General features: G+C 64.4%; 15 protein-coding genes (1 of these 15 cut by a window edge). 12 read left to right on the forward strand and 3 right to left on the reverse strand.

Annotation, left to right across the window (positions count from 1 at the left end; all coding sequences use genetic code 11):
• Nucleotides 1-63: 63 nt before the first annotated feature.
• Nucleotides 64-936: a methyltransferase domain-containing protein gene (locus tag DES43_RS04430; protein WP_035027124.1), complete on the reverse strand. Its 873-nt coding sequence runs from the start codon at nucleotides 934-936 to the stop codon at nucleotides 64-66.
• Nucleotides 937-1,027: 91 nt separating this feature from the next.
• Between DES43_RS04430 and DES43_RS04435 the strand changes: the two genes are divergently transcribed.
• From DES43_RS04435 to DES43_RS04455, 5 genes are all read left to right on the forward strand, one after another.
• Nucleotides 1,028-1,783, forward strand: a complete 756-nt coding sequence (locus DES43_RS04435) for a ComF family protein (RefSeq protein WP_051520593.1) — start codon at nucleotides 1,028-1,030, stop codon at nucleotides 1,781-1,783.
• Between the two features lie 29 nt (nucleotides 1,784-1,812).
• Nucleotides 1,813-2,073: a glutaredoxin 3 gene (gene grxC, locus DES43_RS04440; protein ID WP_035027122.1), complete on the forward strand. Its 261-nt coding sequence runs from the start codon at nucleotides 1,813-1,815 to the stop codon at nucleotides 2,071-2,073.
• Nucleotides 2,074-2,091: 18 nt separating this feature from the next.
• A complete protein-coding gene (locus DES43_RS04445; protein WP_035027121.1) occupies nucleotides 2,092-2,952 on the forward strand; it encodes a carbon-nitrogen hydrolase family protein in 861 nt (286 codons plus the stop codon).
• Nucleotides 2,949-3,374 (forward strand): DUF1178 family protein, encoded by a 426-nt coding sequence (locus DES43_RS04450; RefSeq protein ID WP_035027120.1) that lies wholly within the window; start codon nucleotides 2,949-2,951, stop codon nucleotides 3,372-3,374. The genes DES43_RS04445 and DES43_RS04450 overlap by 4 nt, the downstream gene beginning before the upstream one ends.
• Nucleotides 3,375-3,461: 87 nt before the next feature.
• Entirely contained in the window at nucleotides 3,462-4,370 is a 909-nt protein-coding gene (locus DES43_RS04455) for a DMT family transporter (protein ID WP_035027119.1), read from the forward strand.
• A gap of 16 nt (nucleotides 4,371-4,386) precedes the next feature.
• Here DES43_RS04455 and ubiG read toward each other — a convergent pair whose 3' ends face one another.
• Nucleotides 4,387-5,139, reverse strand: a complete 753-nt coding sequence (gene ubiG / locus DES43_RS04460) for a bifunctional 2-polyprenyl-6-hydroxyphenol methylase/3-demethylubiquinol 3-O-methyltransferase UbiG (RefSeq protein ID WP_035027118.1) — start codon at nucleotides 5,137-5,139, stop codon at nucleotides 4,387-4,389.
• Between the two features lie 198 nt (nucleotides 5,140-5,337).
• Here ubiG and DES43_RS04465 point away from each other — a divergent pair, with 198 nt between their 5' ends.
• The 7 genes from DES43_RS04465 to DES43_RS04495 all read left to right on the forward strand — a co-directional run bounded on the left by DES43_RS04465 (nucleotide 5,338) and on the right by DES43_RS04495 (nucleotide 16,482).
• Entirely contained in the window at nucleotides 5,338-6,591 is a 1,254-nt protein-coding gene (locus tag DES43_RS04465; RefSeq protein WP_035027117.1) for an aspartate kinase, read from the forward strand.
• A gap of 75 nt (nucleotides 6,592-6,666) precedes the next feature.
• A complete protein-coding gene (gene ptsP, locus DES43_RS04470) occupies nucleotides 6,667-8,937 on the forward strand; it encodes a phosphoenolpyruvate--protein phosphotransferase (RefSeq protein WP_035027116.1) in 2,271 nt (756 codons plus the stop codon).
• Nucleotides 8,938-8,955: 18 nt separating this feature from the next.
• On the forward strand, nucleotides 8,956-10,032 hold the full coding sequence (gene prfA, locus DES43_RS04475) for a peptide chain release factor 1 (RefSeq protein ID WP_035027115.1): 1,077 nt from the start codon (nucleotides 8,956-8,958) through the stop codon (nucleotides 10,030-10,032).
• A 10-nt stretch (nucleotides 10,033-10,042) separates the two neighbouring features.
• Nucleotides 10,043-10,912 carry a peptide chain release factor N(5)-glutamine methyltransferase gene (prmC, locus tag DES43_RS04480; protein ID WP_035027220.1) on the forward strand — a complete coding sequence of 290 codons (870 nt, stop codon included), beginning with the start codon at nucleotides 10,043-10,045 and terminating at the stop codon, nucleotides 10,910-10,912.
• Between the two features lie 342 nt (nucleotides 10,913-11,254).
• Nucleotides 11,255-12,046 carry a DUF4167 domain-containing protein gene (locus tag DES43_RS04485; protein WP_245264715.1) on the forward strand — a complete coding sequence of 264 codons (792 nt, stop codon included), beginning with the start codon at nucleotides 11,255-11,257 and terminating at the stop codon, nucleotides 12,044-12,046.
• Nucleotides 12,047-12,284: 238 nt separating this feature from the next.
• Nucleotides 12,285-14,894, forward strand: a complete 2,610-nt coding sequence (gene clpB / locus DES43_RS04490) for an ATP-dependent chaperone ClpB (protein ID WP_035027113.1) — start codon at nucleotides 12,285-12,287, stop codon at nucleotides 14,892-14,894.
• A 172-nt stretch (nucleotides 14,895-15,066) separates the two neighbouring features.
• On the forward strand, nucleotides 15,067-16,482 hold the full coding sequence (locus DES43_RS04495) for a L,D-transpeptidase family protein (RefSeq protein ID WP_133674827.1): 1,416 nt from the start codon (nucleotides 15,067-15,069) through the stop codon (nucleotides 16,480-16,482).
• 134 nt (nucleotides 16,483-16,616) lie between these two features.
• Here the strand turns inward: DES43_RS04495 and DES43_RS04500 are convergent, their stop codons facing one another.
• Nucleotides 16,617-17,551, reverse strand: partial view of a M23 family metallopeptidase gene (locus DES43_RS04500; protein ID WP_035027112.1) — the 3' end only. It continues 1,033 nt past the right edge of the window; 935 of the gene's 1,968 nt are visible here — the last part of the coding sequence; the start codon falls outside the window, past its right edge — the gene reads right to left on this strand; it ends in the stop codon at nucleotides 16,617-16,619.

Raw genomic sequence — 17,551 nt, forward strand, 5'->3', positions numbered from 1 at the left:
AATCCCGAAAGCTTCCAGACAACTGGCCGGGACGGCGGAAAGCCGTTCTGCCGGGAGACGGGGTCATTGCTTCGTCGGCTGCTCCAGCGCCCTGGCGAGCGACATTTTTGCGCTGCCGGGTTTCAGCGGCTGCTGCTGCGAGGCGTCCGGGGCCCAGCCCGACAGCCATACGATCTGGAAACTTGCCCGGATGCGGCCGTCCGGATCGGAGAATCGCTCGGCGTAGATTTCGGCCGCGCGGGCGAAAAGCGCCCGTGTGGCCGGGCGGCGGCTGCGGTCGGCAAGCACATTGGTCTCGCCCATTGCCCGAAGGTCCGCCATCAGCGCGAACATGTGATCGTAGCGCACGGTCATGGTCTCGACATCGGCGACCGGCAGCGCAAAGCCGGCGCGCTGGAGCAGGGCGCCGGCGTCGCGCACATCGACGAAGGGGCTGACGCGGGGGCTGATGCCCCCGTAAAGCTCCGTTTCGGCGGCAAGCAGGCTTTCGCGCAATTCCGCCATCGTACCGGCGCCCGCCATCGCGCCCAGGAACAGCCCATCGGGCCGCAAGGCTCGCCTGATCTGCACCAGCATGCCGGGAATGTCGTTCATCGCCTGCATCGACATCAGCGAGACGGCAAGGTCGAGGCTCTCCGGTTCGAAGGGCACGGTCTCGAAGGGCGCGAGCAGGGCCTCATTGTCGTCGCAGAAGCCCGCATCGCATTCCACCCTTGCGACATGCCCGACCTTGCCTGTTTCGGCTATGGCCTCGACCGCTGCTGGGGTCTGGCAAAACAGCGCTGCCGCTTCGCCGAAACGACGCCCGACGGCCGCAAGCCGCTCGGCCAGATCGTCGGCGACGCGACGCATCACGAAATCGCTGCCGGCAACCTTGCCGGCCAGCGCCCTGCGCTTGTGCGCCATCCACAACGTCGTGTCGAATAGGGTCTGCAAGGCGTGTTCCGATTCCGGCTTTTTCTGCTAGCTTGTCGACAGGTATCAGGTGGCCGATTGGAGGGTGGAGATCAAGAGGCCCGTCAAATCCATGTTCGAATGGCCGGCGCGAATCCTGTTTCCGCCGGTGTGCGCCGGTTGTCGCCGTCATGTAAGCCGGCCCGGTGTGCTGTGCGGCGAATGCTGGCCGCGCCTGACCTTTCTGGAGCAGCCATGGTGCCCGGTGATGGGAACGCCCTTCTCCCATGACATGGGCGAAGGCTTCCTGTCGGGCGAGGCCATCGGCGATCCGCCGCCTTTCGAGCGGGCGCGCGCCGCCGTGCTCTATGACGGGGTGGCATGCGACATGGTCCGCGGTCTGAAATATCATGACCGGACCGATCTTGCGCCGTGGATGGCCGGGTGGATGCTGCGGGCGGGCAGCGAACTGCTTTGCGAAGCCGACATGATCGTGCCCGTTCCGCTTCACTGGCGGCGCTTCTTCAGGCGCAAGTTCAATCAGTCCGCGGAGCTTGCGCGTGCCGTGGCGCGGGCGTCGGGCGTGCGCTTCGAGCCGTCCGTGGTACGGCGGGTGCGTCAGACGCGGCAGCAGGTCGGGCTGGTGCGCCGGGAGCGCGAGGACAATCTGCGCGGCGCCTTCCGGGTGGAACCGGAAGGTGCGCTTGCCATTGCCGGGCGCAGGGTATTGCTTGTCGACGACGTCTACACCACCGGCGCCACCGTCCGGGCGGTGACGCTGGCGCTGAAGAAGGGCGGGGCGGGCGCCGTCGACGTGCTGACCTTCGCGCGCGTGTTGCCGGGCGGCGGCGACGGGGACTTCCAGCCTGATACGACAATGCTTATATAAGCCGCATAAAGAGGCAGGATTGTTGACCAATGGTCGATGTAACCATCTACACACGTGCCATGTGCGGCTATTGTTCGGCGGCCAAGCGCCTGCTGGAGCGCAAGGGTATTGCCTACACCGAGCATGATGCCTCGTTTTCGCCTGAACTGCGGCAGGAAATGATTGCGCGCGCCAATGGCCGCACCACTTTTCCGCAGATTTTCATCGGCAGCACGCATGTCGGCGGCTGCGACGACCTGCATGCGCTGGAAGCCACCGGCAGGCTCGACGCTTTGCTGGTCCATGTCTGATATGAGAGGATAACCCGCATGGGCGTGTTCAGGGCGGCAGCGGTGCAGATGCGTTCGGGCATGAGCCCTGAACGCAATGCGAAGGACATGGAGGCACTCGTCCGCGAGGCGGCAGGGCAGGGCGCGACCTATGTGCAGACGCCTGAGATGACCGGCGCCATGGTGCGCGAAAAGGATGCCCGCGAAAAGCTGTTCGTATCCGAGGATCGCGATGTCGTCGTCGCGACCGCGCGCCGTCTGGCCGCGGACCTTGGCATATTTCTCCATATAGGCTCCACGGCGATCCGTCGCGCCGATGGAAAGATCGCCAATCGCGCGCTGCTGTTCTCCCCGAAGGGCGAGACACTCGCCAGCTACGACAAGATCCACATGTTCGACGTCGATCTGGATCATGGCGAGAGCTGGCGCGAATCCGCGGCCTATGAGCCCGGAACGCAGGCGGTCACCGCCGCCGTCCATGGCGCGACGCTTGGTTTTGCGATCTGCTACGATCTGCGTTTCCCGCAGCTTTTCCGTGCCGAGGCACTGGCCGGGGCACAGGTTCTGAGCGTGCCGGCGGCCTTCACCCGCCAGACCGGCGAGGCGCACTGGCATGTGCTGCTGCGCGCGCGGGCCATCGAGAACGGGGCTTTCGTCGTTGCCGCCGCACAGGGCGGGCAGCACGAAGACGGGCGCGAGACTTTCGGCCATTCGCTGATCGTCGATCCGTGGGGCCGCATCCTTGCAGAGGCCGGTCACGACCGGCCGGGGGTCATCGTGGCCGAGATCGACCCGGCCCAGTCGGCAGCGGCCCGCGCCAAGATACCCAACCTGAAGAACGCGCGGGAGTTCACGCTGGCGGATGGTGCCGGCCGGATAATCGAAAGGGCAGAGGCTTGATCCGCTTTTCCCTCGTCTGCGAGCATGATCATGAATTCGAGGCCTGGTTCCGCAGCGGTGACGACTTCGAGACGCAGAAGAAGCGCGGCTTCGTCGATTGCCCGACCTGCGGCTCGTCCACGGTCGACAAGGCGCTGATGGCGCCGGCCGTCTCCACCTCGGAGAAGAAGGAGAAGATGGCGCTGGCCATGGGCGACGCACAGCGCCGGGCGCTGCAGGAGATGAAGGCGCTGGCGGCGAAAGTGCGCGAGAATGCCGATTATGTCGGCGACAAGTTCGCCGAGGAGGCCCGCAAGATCCATTTCGGAGAGGCCGAAGCGCGCGGCATCTACGGAGAGGCGACGCTGGAGGAGGCCAGGGATCTCGCAGAGGATGGCGTCGAGTTCATGCCGATCCCCGTTTTTCCCGACGACAGGAACTGAGCCTGTTCGCGCGCTGAGGTCTGGCCCAATCGTCTCCGCCGGTGCTGACACATTTGCGTGTCCGGTCCGGCAGGCTAGCTTCCGCGGATGAAATCGCTCTGGGACTCGGCCGCCGGCCTTCTTCTGATTACCGGGTTCCTGCTCGGTGTCGGCCTTCCCCTGGGCAAGATCGCCTCTGCCGCCGGCGTCCATGCGATGGTGTGGTCTTTCATCATCTCGCTGGGGGCAGGGGGGATCCTGCTTTGCGTCCTGCTTGCGCGCCGCCAGCGGTTCAGGATGACCGCGCATCGGCTGCGCTACTTCCTGATCGCCGCCGCCATATCCTATGCGCTGCCCAATCTGGTCGTCTTCTCCATCATTCCGAAGGTCGGTGCGGGCTACACAGGCATCATGTACACGCTTTCGCCGGTGGTCACGCTGGCGTTTTCGCTATTGCTTGGCATGCAGCGCCCCAATGCGCTCGGTATGGTTGGCATCGCCGTCGGCTTTGCAGGCGCCGCGATGGTCGCGGCCACACGGGGCGAAGCGGCACAGCCCGCCGACCCTGTCTGGGTGGCATTCGGCCTGCTCATCCCCGTGCTGCTGGCAGCCGGCAACATATACCGCACCATTGACTGGCCGGCGGACACGGGGCCGACAGAGCTTGCGGTCGGCAGCCATCTGGCATCGGCTGCGATGCTGCTCGCCGGAATCGTCTTGCTTCCGGGGTTGTCCGCCTTCGCGCCGCTTGCCGATGTGCCGGGCGCGACCTTGGCCCAGGTCGTGGCGGCAGCCGCCATGTTCGCCTTCTATTTCCGGCTGCAGGCTGTGGGCGGCCCGGTCTATCTGAGCCAGATCAGCTATGTCGCCGCAGCCGTTGCGCTGTTCGCCGGCACGCTTTTTCTGGGTGAGCACTATCGCTGGGAAACCTGGCTCGGCGCAGTCATCGTCGTGATCGGGGTGGCCATAACCACCAGGGCGCAGAGAGCCGTGTTGCGGGAGCAGGCGGCCAGCTGACGCCTGCCACCCGTTTTCAGGCCGGAAGCGGCCTTTCCGCCAGCACCATGTAGTTGACGTCCATGTCCTTCGACTTCTGCCAGCGGTCCGACAGCGGGCTATAGACGACGCCGGTGCGGTCGATGACGCCGAGACCGGCGGCGGCCAGCGCGCTTTCGAGTTCGTCCGGCCTCACCAGCTTGCCGAACTGGTGGGTGCCGCGCGGCAGCCAGCGCAGGACATATTCGGCGCCGATGATGGCAAGCCCCAGTGCCTTCAGCGTGCGATTGATGGTGGCGACGAACATGATGCCGCCGGGACTGACCATCTCGCCGCACTTGTTGATGAACAGGCCGATGTCGGAAACGTGCTCCACCACTTCCATATTGAGCACCACGTTGAATTTCTCGCCGGCGTCGGCAAGGTCCTCGGCCGTGGTCGCGCGATAGTCGATCTCGACGCCCGATTCGGCGGCATGAAGCTTCGCAACCTCGATGTTGGTGGCGGAGGCATCGGCACCCACCACCTCGGCGCCCAGCCGCGCCATCGGTTCGCAAAGAAGGCCGCCGCCGCAGCCGATGTCGAGTATACGCAGGCCCTCGAAGGGGCGCGCCGCATGCGGGTCGCGGCCGAAACGCTCCGCGATCCGGTCGCGGATATAGGAAAGGCGCACGGGGTTGAACTTGTGCAGGGGGCGGAACTTGCCGTTCGGGTTCCACCATTCCGCTGCAAGCGCGGAAAAACGTTCAACTTCTCCGGAATCGATGGTCGATCGTCGGGTGTCGGACATGTCCTGTTCTCCGTGAAGGTCTACGAAGTCGGGTCTGGGGCAGCGAAAGTCAAGGCGGCATTTGCGCCGGCCTGCGGCAATCGCTTGCGCGCAAAGCATGTTTTGGCTAAGGAGACCGCGCATCGGCACAAGGGTTTCTCCTGCGTGCCAGACCGTTCATTTCGGGTCGTCCCCGGCATTCAAAGGCATTCCGCTTCCATGGCGCGTATCGTGATGAAATTCGGCGGGACTTCGGTCGCCGACATCGCCCGCATCCGCAATGTGGCGCGGCACGTCAAACGCGAGGTCGATTGCGGCCATGAGGTCGCTGTCGTGGTTTCGGCCATGGCCGGCAAGACCAACGAACTGGTGGCGTGGACGCGCGAAGCCTCGCCCATGCACGACGCGCGCGAATATGACGCCGTCGTCGCTTCGGGAGAGCAGGTCACGGCCGGATTGCTCGCCATCACCTTGCAGAGCATGGGCGTCAACGCCCGGTCCTGGCTTGGGTGGCAGATTCCGATCCGCACCGACAACTCGCACGGTGCCGCACGCATCCAGGAAATCGACGGTTCCTTTCTGATCAAGCGCTTCGGCGAGGGGCAGGTTGCGGTGGTCGCCGGTTTTCAGGGGCTGGCCCCCGACAACCGTATTTCCACGCTGGGCCGGGGCGGTTCCGACACCAGCGCCGTGGCCATCGCCGCAGCCGTCAGTGCAGACCGTTGCGACATCTATACCGATGTGGACGGCGTCTATACGACCGATCCGCGCATGGAGCCGAAGGCGCGCCGCCTCGATCGCATCTCCTTCGAGGAAATGCTGGAAATGGCGTCGCTCGGCTCCAAGGTGCTGCAGGTGCGCTCGGTGGAGCTTGCCATGGTGCACAAGGTGCGCACATTCGTGCGCTCGTCCTTCGTGGAGCCCGACGCCCCCGGCATGGACGATTTTCTCAATCCGCCTGGAACGCTCATTTGCGACGAGGATGAAATCGTGGAACAGCAGGTCGTCACCGGTATTGCCTACGCCAAGGACGAGGCGCAGATCTCGCTGCGCCGCGTCGCCGACCGTCCGGGCGTCGCCGCCGGCATTTTCGGGCCGCTCGCCGAGGCCGGCATCAATGTCGACATGATCGTCCAGAACATTTCCGAGGACGGCAAGTTCACGGACATGACCTTCACCATCCCGTCCGGCGACGTCGCCAAGGCGCTTGTGGTGCTGGAAAAGGTGCGCGACACCATCGGCTACGACGCCATCCAGCATGAAGAAGGCATGTCCAAGGTGTCGGTGATCGGCATCGGCATGCGCAGCCACGCCGGCGTTGCCGCCACGGCTTTCGAGGCGCTCTCGGAAAAGGGCATCAACATCCGCGCCATCACCACTTCCGAGATCAAGATATCGATCCTGATCGACGGACCCTATACAGAGCTTGCAGTGCGCACGCTCCATTCCGTATACGGTCTGGACAAGAGTTAAGGGCCGCGGGCCCGGAAGCGGGCCTTTTCCGGCGCGCGGGACCGGGCGGCGCGACTATTGGAGAAAGACGCCGCGATGCGCGAAACGGCGGTCGGCCCACGCGTTCTGCTGAAACGGTTGCGCGAGCTCATGCAGGAGCCGCTGGAGCCGCAGGATCGACTCGACCGGATCGTGCGCGACATTGCCGCCAACATGGTGGCCGAGGTCTGCTCGCTCTACGTGCTGCGCGCCGATTCGGTGCTGGAGCTCTACGCCACCGAAGGTCTCAATCCTTCCGCCGTTCACCTCGTGCAACTGCGTCTTGGCCAGGGTCTGGTCGGCACCATCGCAGCCAGTGCGCGGCCGCTCAATCTGTCCAATGCGCAGGAGCATCCCGCCTTCGCCTATCTGCCGGAGACCGGCGAGGAAATCTACCATTCGTTCCTCGGTGTGCCGCTGCTGCGCGCCGGGCGCACGCTCGGCGTTCTGGTCGTCCAGAACAAGACCATGCGCAGCTATCGCGAGGACGAGGTCGAGGCGCTTGAAACCACCGCGATGGTGATCGCCGAGATGATCGCCACCGGCGATCTGGCGCGCTTGTCGCGCCCGGGCCTCGAACTGGATCTCAAGCGGCCGGTCTCCTTCGGCGGCGCTTCCTTCAACGATGGCATCGGGCTCGGTCATGTCGTGCTGCACGAGCCGCGCGTCGTTGTCACCAACCTGTTCAACGAGGACAGCGAGGAAGAAATCCGCCGGCTGGAAACGGCGCTCGGCTCGCTCAGGCTGTCCATCGACGACATGCTGGAGCGCCGCGACGTCGCCTTCGAGGGCGAGCATCGCGAGGTTCTGGAAGCCTACCGCATGTTCGCCAACGATCGCGGCTGGGTGCGCCGTCTGGAAGAAGCGATCCGCAACGGCCTGACGGCCGAAGCGGCGGTCGAAAAGGTCCAGAGCGACATGCGTGCGCGCATGATCCACATGACCGATCCTTATCTGCGCGAGCGGATGAGCGATTTCGACGATCTTGCCAACCGGCTGCTGCGCCAGCTCATGGGGACGGGGCCGGAGGATATTGCCGCCGCGCTGCCCAAGGATGCGATCATCGTGGCGCGGTCCATGGGAGCGGCGGAACTGCTCGACTATCCGCGCGAGAAGCTGCGCGGGCTGGTGCTGGAAGACGGGGCTGCCACCAGCCATGTGGTCATCGTGGCACGCGCCACCGGCATACCGGTTGTCGGGCAGGTCAAGGGCGCGGTGTCCATGGCCGAGAACGGCGACGCCATCATTGTGGATGGCGACGAGGGTTCGGTGCATCTGCGTCCGCAATCCGACCTGGAGGCCGCCTATGCCGAAAAGGTGCGTTTCCGCGCCCGCAGGCAGGAGCTCTACCGGGAGCTGCGCAACCAGCCTTCGGTGTCCAGAGACGGCGTCTCTGTCGAACTGCTCATGAATGCCGGCCTGCTGGTCGATCTGCCGCAGCTTGCCGAATCCGGTGCTGCGGGCATCGGTCTGTTCCGCACCGAATTGCAGTTCATGGTCGCCTCGACCTTCCCGCGCGCCGAAAGCCAGGAACAGCTCTATCGCGATGTGCTGGACGCCGCGCGCGGCAAGCCCGTCACCTTCCGAACGATCGATATCGGCGGCGACAAGGTGCTGCCGTACTTCAAGAACAATACGCCGGAAGAAAATCCGGCGCTGGGCTGGCGCGCCATCCGTCTCACCCTCGACCGTCCGGGTCTGCTGCGTACCCAGATCCGTGCACTGCTCAAGGCTGCCGGCGGGCGCGAGCTGAAGCTGATGCTGCCGATGGTGACGGAACTGGGCGAGATCGCGCAGGCCCGCGAGATCATCGACCGCGAGGTTCGGCACCTGTCGCGTTTCGCGCATCTCCTGCCCAACAGCCTCAAGCTCGGCGCCATGATCGAGGTGCCCTCGCTGCTTTTCCAGCTCGACGAACTGATGAAGGCTGTGGACTTCGTTTCGGTGGGCTCAAACGACCTGTTCCAGTTCGTCATGGCGGTGGATCGCGGCAACACGCTGGTGGCGGATCGTTTCGATCCGCTTTCGGTACCGTTCCTGCGGGTTCTGAAGACCATCGCCGATGCGGGAAAGCGCAACCACACACCGGTAACGCTGTGCGGCGAACTGGCTGGCAAGCCGATTTCGGCTATGGTTCTGATCGGGCTTGGCTTCCGCTCCATCTCCATGTCGCCGGCCTCTGTCGGGCCCGTCAAGGCCATGCTGACGGAGCTGCCCGTGGCGGAGCTCGAGGCCTTCTTCGAGGACAACCTGTCGGCCCCGGCCAACGACATTCCGATGCGGGCCCTGTTGCAGGCATTCGCCGACGATCACTCCGTTCCTCTATAGACCGGCCACGGTAATTGTATGTCTCTTCTCCCACGTGACCGCATGGATCAGGTCGTCAAGCGTTTCGAGATGCTCGAAGCGCAGATGGCGGCAGGACCGGAACCGGACGCCTATGTAAGGATGGCGTCGGAATATTCCGAAATTCAGGATCTTGTCGGCAAGATTCGCGCCCTGCGCAGCGCCGAGCGCGAGCAGGCCGACCTTTCGGCCATGCTGGCTGACAAGGCGACCGATGCCGACATGCGCGAGCTGGCCGAGGCTGAACTGCCGGGGCTGGAAGAGCGGGTCGAGGCGCTGGAGCGCGACATCCAGATCCTGCTCCTGCCCAGGGATGCGGCCGACGAGAAGAACGCCATCCTGGAAATACGCGCCGGTACCGGCGGCGACGAGGCCGCACTTTTCGCCGGCGATCTCTTCCGCATGTACGAGCGCTACGCGGCAGCCCATGGCTGGCGCTTCGAGACGATTTCGGCCAGCGAAGGCGACGTCGGCGGCTACAAGGAAATCATCGCCAGCGTTTCCGGCAAGGGCGTGTTCGCGCATCTGAAATTCGAATCGGGCGTGCATCGTGTGCAGCGCGTGCCCGAGACCGAAGCGCAGGGGCGCATCCACACCTCCGCAGCCACCGTGGCGGTGCTTCCCGAAGCGGAGGAGGTGGACATCGACATCCGCGCCGAGGACATCCGCATCGACACCATGCGCGCGTCGGGCGCGGGTGGCCAGCATGTCAACACCACCGATTCGGCCGTGCGCATCACGCACCTGCCGACCGGCATCATGGTGGTCTCCGCGGAAAAGTCCCAGCACCAGAACCGGGCACGGGCGATGCAGATCCTGCGCGCGCGCCTGTTCGACATGGAACGCAGCCGGGCCGAGGAGGAGCGCTCCGAATCACGCAAGTCGCAGGTCGGCTCCGGCGACCGATCCGAACGCATCCGTACCTACAATTTCCCGCAGGGGCGGGTGACCGACCATCGCATCAACCTCACCCTCTACAAGCTCGACCGCGTGATGATGGGCGAAATGGACGAGATCATCGACGCGCTGATCGCCGACCACCAGTCCAAACTGCTCGCCGACATGAGCGAAAGCTGACGCCGCCATGATGGCTGACGCCTCCGCGACCCTTGGCACCTTGCTGCGCTCAGCGCGGCACAGGCTCGCCGAATCGGGAATCGCGGATGCGGCGCTCGATTCGCGGCTGCTGGTCGAGCATTTTACCGGTACCACCCGCAGCGATGCCATCGCGCGGCCGGGGATGGCTGTCGACGCAGGCGCCGCCGCCGCGGTCGAATCGGCCCTCGAGCGCCGGTGCCGGGGCGAGCCCGTCCATCGTATTCTCGGGTTTCGCGAATTCTACGGCTTGCGCCTGTCGCTGTCGCCCGAGACGCTTGAACCGCGCCCCGATACCGAAGTGCTGGTCGACGCCGTGCTGCCGTTCATGCGCGCGGTGGTTGCGCGGGAAGGCGAATGCCGGGTGCTCGACCTTGGCACCGGGACCGGGGCCATTGCGCTGGCCCTGCTTGCCAATGTGCCGGAGGCAACGGCAACTGGTGTCGACATCTCGGACGGCGCCCTGGCGACGGCCACCCGAAATGCCGAGAATCTCGGGCTTTCGGCCCGCTTCACCGCAAAAAAGTCGGACTGGTTCGCGCAAATTTCGGGTCGTTACCGTGTAATTGCCGCAAATCCTCCCTATATCGGCTCGCATGAGATCGCAGCGTTGCAGAATGAAGTGCGGCTGTTCGATCCTCTTCGTGCCCTCGATGGCGGCGAGGACGGTCTTGGTCCCTACCGGATCATCGCGGCGGGCGCCGCGTCTCGCCTCGAAGCGGGTGGGTTGGTCGCTGTCGAGATCGGCAGCACGCAGCGGCCGGATGTCACCGCCATATTCGAGGGCGAAGGTTTCCGGCTGGAACGCACCGTGGCCGATCTTGCCGGAAACGACCGGGTTTTGCTGTTCGCAACTGCGTAAGGACCCTGCGGGCGCGACGAAATAACGCTTGGCAAGGTCTGCAAATATGGATAGGGTCACCTCAACCGGATGAGTTGAAGCGGGCAGGTCTTCCCAGAGGTTCGGTTCCCTTGGACATAGCTGCCTCTCGCGCGAACGGGCGCTGAATGCTTCGCGGGGAATCATCCGGAAAGTATTATGTGACCTGAACACAAGGTGGCACGTGGCGCCAACGCAACCGATGCGGGCGAGCACCGGCGGGATAGCAGATCGGCAGGCCTTGTGAGCACTGCCGCCGCGATAGGTTTTTCTTGATTTCCAACTGAAGAGACTCGGATGAGGCCACAACAGCAGAACAGGCGCATGCGCGGCCGTAATAACAACGGCGGCAACAACAACAACAGCAACCGCAAGGGGCCGAATCCGCTCAGCCGCAACTATGAGAGCAACGGGCCGGACGTGAAGATTCGCGGTTCCGCCCAGCAGATCGCCGAAAAATATGCAGCGCTGGCCCGCGATGCCATGAGTTCCGGCGACCGCGTGATAGCCGAGAACTATCTCCAGCATGCCGAGCATTACAACCGCATCATCGCAGCCGCCCAGGCGCAGATGCCGATCCAGAACGTGCAGCCGGCGCGCGACGATTTCGACGACGAGGTCGATGAAGACCAAGAGGCCGAGGCTGCGGCCCCGGTCAACGGCGGCGAGAGCCACGCTCCGGCTGCAGTCAACGGTTCCGGCCCGCAGCCGGTGATCGAAGGCGTCCCGGCCGAAGTGGCGCTGAACACCGAGACCGAAACGTCAGGCGAGAACCGGGCCAGCCGCGAAGGCGGCAGGAACCGTGAGCGTGCAGGCGGCCGCGGTGAGCGCCGTCCGCGTGACGCGCGTCAGAAGGATAAGGACATCGTCGCGGAGACCGTGCAGGCCGAAGCGCCGGCTGCTCCCGTCCTCGCCGAGGAGCCTGTATCCGCTCCCGCAGAGCCGGCGAAGGATCTCGGCCCGGCTGCTCTGGCTGCCGCGGCAGAGGTCAAGGAAGCCGAAGCGGAAGCCCCGGCCAAGCCGCGCCGCCCGCGCAAGCCCCGCGTCACCGCGGCGGCAAAGGACGCCGCTGCCGCCGAGGCTGCATCGACCGAAGTGCCTGCCTCGGAAGGCTGACCGGTTTTCCGATCCTGAATGCAGCGGCGGGAGGCGATTCCCGCCGCTTTTTTGCGGATGAGAGCGCATGCGGCGAAAAGGCCGGAAAAATTCGCTTTCGCGCGCTGAAGAGCTTCTTGAGAGAGGCTATCCAGAGCCCCATATCTGTTGGAGAATTGAACCTGGCTCAATCGGGCGGGTTCGTCACCACAATCTGATCCGGTGCCGCAAAGCGGGCCGGTGACGGAAGGAGACAGATATGAATCTTGAGAAATATTCCGAGCGCGTGCGCGGCTTCATCCAGTCCGCACAGCAATATGCCCTCAATCGCAACAATCAGCAGTTCACTCCCGAGCATGTCCTGAAGGCGTTGATCGATGACGAGGAAGGATTCGCTTCCTCGCTGATCGAGCGGGCCGGCGGCCGGCCGCGCGACGTGGAACTCGGTGTCGATGCGGCGCTGGAGGCGTTGCCGCGCGTCGAAGGCGGCAATGGCCAGCTTTATCTGGCCCAGCCGCTGGCCAAGGTGTTTTCCACGGCCGAGGAACTGGCGAAGAAGGCCGGCGACAGCTTCGTCACCGTCGAGCGCCTCCTCCAGGCGCTGGCCATGGAGAAATCGGCCAAAACTTCCGACATCCTGACGAAGGCCGGCGTCACCTCGCAGGCGCTCAATCAGGTCATCAACGACATCCGCAAAGGCCGCACCGCCGATTCGGCGTCCGCCGAGCAGGGCTATGACGCGCTGAAGAAATATGCACGCGACCTGACTGCCGATGCGCGCTCGGGCAAGCTCGATCCGGTCATCGGCCGTGACGACGAGATCCGCCGCACCATTCAGGTGCTGTCGCGGCGCACCAAGAACAATCCGGTTCTGATCGGTGAGCCGGGCGTCGGCAAGACGGCCATCGCCGAAGGTCTGGCGCTGCGGATCGTCAATGGCGACGTGCCCGAATCGCTCAAGGACAAGCAGTTGATGGCGCTCGACATGGGGGCGCTGATTGCCGGTGCGAAATATCGCGGCGAGTTCGAGGAGCGGCTGAAGGCCGTGCTCAACGAGGTCACGGCGGCAGCCGGCGGCATCATCCTGTTCATCGACGAGATGCATACGCTGGTCGGCGCCGGCAAGGCCGATGGCGCGATGGACGCTTCCAACCTGCTCAAGCCGGCACTTGCGCGTGGCGAGCTGCACTGCGTCGGCGCCACCACGCTCGACGAGTACCGCAAGTATATCGAGAAGGACGCCGCGCTTGCGCGCCGGTTCCAGCCGGTGTTCGTGGACGAACCGACGGTCGAGGATACGATCTCGATCCTGCGCGGCCTGAAGGAGAAGTACGAGCAGCATCACAAGGTCCGCATCTCCGACTCGGCTCTGGTTTCCGCCGCGACCCTGTCGAACCGCTATATCTCCGACCGCTTCCTGCCCGACAAGGCCATCGACCTCGTCGATGAGGCGGCGTCGCGGCTGCGCATGCAGGTGGACTCGAAGCCCGAGGCGCTGGACGAGATCGACCGCCGCATCATGCAGCTCAAGATCGAGCGCGAGGCGCTGAAGGTTGAGAAGGACGAGGCGTCGAAGGATCGCCTGGTCCGGCTGGAAAAGGAGCTGGCCGACCTCGAGGAGGAATCGTCCGGTCTGACCGCCAAGTGGCAATCCGAAAAGCAGAAGCTCGGCCTTGCCGCCGATCTCAAGAAGGAACTGGACGCGGCCCGCAACGAACTGGCTATTGCCCAGCGCAAGGGCGAATTCCAGCGTGCCGGCGAACTCGCCTACGGCCGGATTCCGGAGCTTGAAAAGAAGCTGGCCGATGCCGAGGCCCATGACGGCGCACCGGGCGGCATGGTCGAGGAAGTGGTGACGCCCGATCACGTCGCGCACATCGTGTCGCGCTGGACGGGCATCCCGGTCGACAAAATGCTGGAAGGCGAGCGCGAGAAGCTGCTGCGCATGGAGGACGAGCTTGGAAAGCGCGTCGTCGGCCAGGGCGAGGCGGTGCAGGCGGTATCCAAGGCCGTCCGGCGCGCCCGTGCCGGTTTGCAGGATCCGAACCGGCCGATTGGCTCGTTCATGTTCCTCGGTCCGACCGGTGTCGGCAAGACGGAGCTTACCAAGGCGCTGGCGTCGTTCCTGTTCGATGACGAGAATGCCATGGTGCGCATCGACATGTCGGAATTCATGGAGAAGCACTCGGTGGCCCGGCTGATCGGCGCGCCTCCCGGCTATGTCGGCTATGAGGAAGGCGGAACGCTGACGGAGGCGGTCCGGCGCCGGCCCTATCAGGTCGTGCTGTTCGACGAGATCGAGAAGGCGCACCCGGACGTGTTCAACGTGCTGTTGCAGGTTCTCGACGACGGCCGCCTGACCGACGGGCAGGGCCGCACGGTCGACTTCCGCAACACCCTCATTGTCATGACCTCGAACCTTGGGGCGCAATATCTTGTCGAACTGAAGGACGATCAGGATGTGGATGTGGTGCGCGACGAGGTGATGAACGTCGTCAAGGCTTCGTTCCGGCCGGAGTTCCTCAACCGCGTGGATGAGGTGATCCTGTTCCACCGCCTGCGCCGTCAGGACATGGGCAGGATCGTCGAGATCCAGCTCGGGCGGCTGGAGAACCTGCTTGCCGACCGCAAGATCAACCTCGATCTCGACGCCGAGGCGATCGAGTGGCTGGCACAGAAGGGGTACGATCCCGCCTATGGCGCGCGTCCGCTCAAGCGCGTCATCCAGAAGGAGTTGCAGGATCCGCTGGCCGAGAAGATTCTCGGCGGCGAAATCCTCGATGGCTCGCTGGTCAAGGTGACCGCAGGTTCAGACCGCCTGAACTTCCGAAGCAAGGCGGGCGGAAGCGACGAAGCCAGGGCCGCGTAAGCCCGGCTCAAGCCGGACCGGCTAAACAGATGGCCGCAGCAATGCGGCCATCTTCATGCCCGGTTCATCTTGGAAACCTATCGTGATTGGTCGACCCTGGGGGCGACGAGGCCCCGAAAACCTTGATTCGTCCGGCAACGGGCGGCTGAAATGCATGGAGAGCTTTGCCTGCATGTCGAACATTTTCCTGTCCGCTTCGGCAATCGCCGCTCTGCTTTTTTCGGCCGATGCGATGGCGTCGCGCGGTGGAAGCCATGCCGATGTTGCACCGAAGTCCGAACAGGCTGCTGCGTCCATCGTGCTGGCGCAGTCGGGAGATCTGGAAGTCTACTATGACGGTCTCGGCAACAGGGTGATCGTCGATTCCTACACGGGCGAGGTCATCGCCGTGGAGCCGCCCGACACGCGCAGGGAAAGGCGGGCGGTGCGTCGCCAGCAGGAACGACGGTCCGAGCGACAGGAACGTTATTACAACGAAAATCCCGACGATATGGCCCGCTTCCTGCAAAGGCAGCGCGAAGAGGAAGCCAGGGTCTACGATCCCTATTCGAGCGGCGGCTACGAGATTTTTCCCGAAGCGCCGCGCGACGTCTATCGCGACCCGCCGGCGGATTTCCAGCAGGGTGGCGGGCAACGGGGAATCGAGAGGCGTCCGCTCGAGGAAGCGTCTCTGGAGCCTGCCCGCCGCGAGGAAGCGAAGCCGGTGACGCCCAGTACGCGGGTCGATTCGTCGCTTGCCCTCGGCGGCCGTGAGGAAATCGCTGCCTTGCAGGTGCTGCTCGACCGCGTCGGCGCATCTCCGGGCGTCATCGACGGCCGGTTTGGCTCGAATGTGGAAAAGGCGCTGGCCGCCTATCGCGACATCACCGGCCAGACGCTGCGCTCAACCGACGCCATCGCCATTACGGAAGCCCTTGCGAACACAGGCGGAGACGCCTTCTCCCTCTACGAGATCACCAACGCGGATGCCGCCGGTCCGTATATCGCTTCGGTGCCGGAAGATTACAGCCATAAGGCCCAGCTCGAGCACATGTCCTACACCTCCGTCACCGAGGCGCTGGCCGAGCGCTTCCACATGGATGAGGCTTATCTCAAGGCGCTCAACCCGGAAGCCAATTTCAACAGGCCGGGAACGATCATCAAGGTCGCCAATTTCGGCCGGCTGGTCTCGACGCCGGTGGCGCGCATCACCGCCGACAAGGCGGCCAAGCAGGTGCGCGCCTACGACGAAAACGGCAAGCTGGTGGCCGCCTATCCGGCCACCATCGGCTCTTCGGCTACGCCTTCACCCTCGGGCGTGCATGCGGTGACGCGCATCGCCGTGAACCCGAACTACACCTACAATCCCAAAATCAACTTCAAGCAGGGCGATAACGACAAGGTCCTGACCATTCCTCCGGGGCCGAACGGTCCGGTCGGCTCGATCTGGATCGCGCTGGACAAGCCGACCTACGGCATCCACGGCACTCCCGAACCATCCAAGATCGGCAAGACGTCCAGCCATGGCTGCGTGCGCCTGACCAACTGGGATGCGGCCGAGCTTGCCAAGCTGGTGAAGCCCGGCGTCATTGTCGAATTCATCGATTGAGCTGAAGTAGCTGCTGCGGGTCCGGGCGGAAGCTCAGAGCAGCGGACGCCCGGACAGATCCAGCCCGCCGCTCTGCCAATTTGTTTTCGCCGCATTTGTGCGACTTCAGGTGATTCCACCTGACTGCAAGATGCTCAGCCCTCGACCTTGTTGGCGCTGGCCACCTTGAGCGTGTTCCGGTCCTGTTGCCGCAACAATTCGTCGATCCGTTCGCGCTCGTGCCGGAAGGCGGTAAGCTCGTCGCCTTTCAGCACCTTGCCGACAGGCAGGCGCACGCGCATGGGGTCGACCTTGGTGCCGTTGACGATCAGTTCGTAATGGAGGTGGGCGCCGGTCGACAGGCCGGTGGAGCCGACATAGCCGATCACCTGGCCCTGCCTCACCCGCACGCCGGGGGCGATGTTCTTGGCGAAAGCGCTCTGGTGGTTGTAGGAGCTGACATAGCCGTTGGCGTGGCGGATCATGATCTGCTTGCCATAGCCGCCGGCCCATCCGGCTTTCTCCACGACGCCGTTGCCCGAAGCGATGATGGGGGTGCCGCGCGGGGCTGCCCAGTCCACGCCGGTATGCATGCGGGTGTAGCCGAGTATCGGGTGCCGGCGCCCGCCGAAACCGGACCGGAACTTTCCGTTCGGCACCGGATTGCGCAGCAGGAACTGCTGGGCGCTCGAACCGTTCTCGTCGAAATAGTCGAACGAGCCGTCCTCGGTGCGGAAGCGATAGAAATTGCGGGTCTGGCCGCCGATGCTGGCCGAGACATAAAGCAGTTCGGAGTTTTCGGAAGCCTCGTCGTCTTCATCCGGCTGCGAAAACAGAACCTCAAGGCGATCCGACGTCGTGGTGCGCGACTGGAAATCGACGTTCGAGGCAAGCAGCCTGACGAGGCGCTGGGTCATGTCTTTCGACATGCCGTAGGAATAGGCTGCGCGATAGATGCCATCATAAATGGTGGGCAGGTTGCCGCGTGACGGCACCGGCGGGGAATCATCGAAAGCCGTCAACAGTTCGGGATTGGGCTCCGGCTCGCGGGCCGGTACATACTGCCCGTCATCGCCGCGGGCGATGGTCA

The sequence above is a fragment of the Aquamicrobium defluvii genome, from assembly GCF_004363725.1.
GTDB lineage: Bacteria > Pseudomonadota > Alphaproteobacteria > Rhizobiales > Rhizobiaceae > Mesorhizobium > Mesorhizobium defluvii.

Excerpts from the sequence above, each read along its gene's own strand:
- DES43_RS04435 (WP_051520593.1), top strand. The coding sequence starts at position 1,028 with ATGTTCGAATGGCCGGCGCGAATCCTGTTTCCGCCGGTGTGCGCCGGT.
- grxC (WP_035027122.1), top strand. The coding sequence starts at position 1,813 with ATGGTCGATGTAACCATCTACACACGTGCCATGTGCGGCTATTGTTCG.
- DES43_RS04445 (WP_035027121.1), top strand. The coding sequence starts at position 2,092 with ATGGGCGTGTTCAGGGCGGCAGCGGTGCAGATGCGTTCGGGCATGAGC.
- DES43_RS04455 (WP_035027119.1), top strand. The coding sequence starts at position 3,462 with ATGAAATCGCTCTGGGACTCGGCCGCCGGCCTTCTTCTGATTACCGGG.
- ubiG (WP_035027118.1), bottom strand. The coding sequence starts at position 5,139 with ATGTCCGACACCCGACGATCGACCATCGATTCCGGAGAAGTTGAACGT.
- DES43_RS04465 (WP_035027117.1), top strand. The coding sequence starts at position 5,338 with ATGGCGCGTATCGTGATGAAATTCGGCGGGACTTCGGTCGCCGACATC.
- ptsP (WP_035027116.1), top strand. The coding sequence starts at position 6,667 with ATGCGCGAAACGGCGGTCGGCCCACGCGTTCTGCTGAAACGGTTGCGC.
- prfA (WP_035027115.1), top strand. The coding sequence starts at position 8,956 with ATGTCTCTTCTCCCACGTGACCGCATGGATCAGGTCGTCAAGCGTTTC.
- prmC (WP_035027220.1), top strand. The coding sequence starts at position 10,043 with ATGGCTGACGCCTCCGCGACCCTTGGCACCTTGCTGCGCTCAGCGCGG.
- DES43_RS04485 (WP_245264715.1), top strand. The coding sequence starts at position 11,255 with ATGCGCGGCCGTAATAACAACGGCGGCAACAACAACAACAGCAACCGC.
- clpB (WP_035027113.1), top strand. The coding sequence starts at position 12,285 with ATGAATCTTGAGAAATATTCCGAGCGCGTGCGCGGCTTCATCCAGTCC.
- DES43_RS04495 (WP_133674827.1), top strand. The coding sequence starts at position 15,067 with ATGTCGAACATTTTCCTGTCCGCTTCGGCAATCGCCGCTCTGCTTTTT.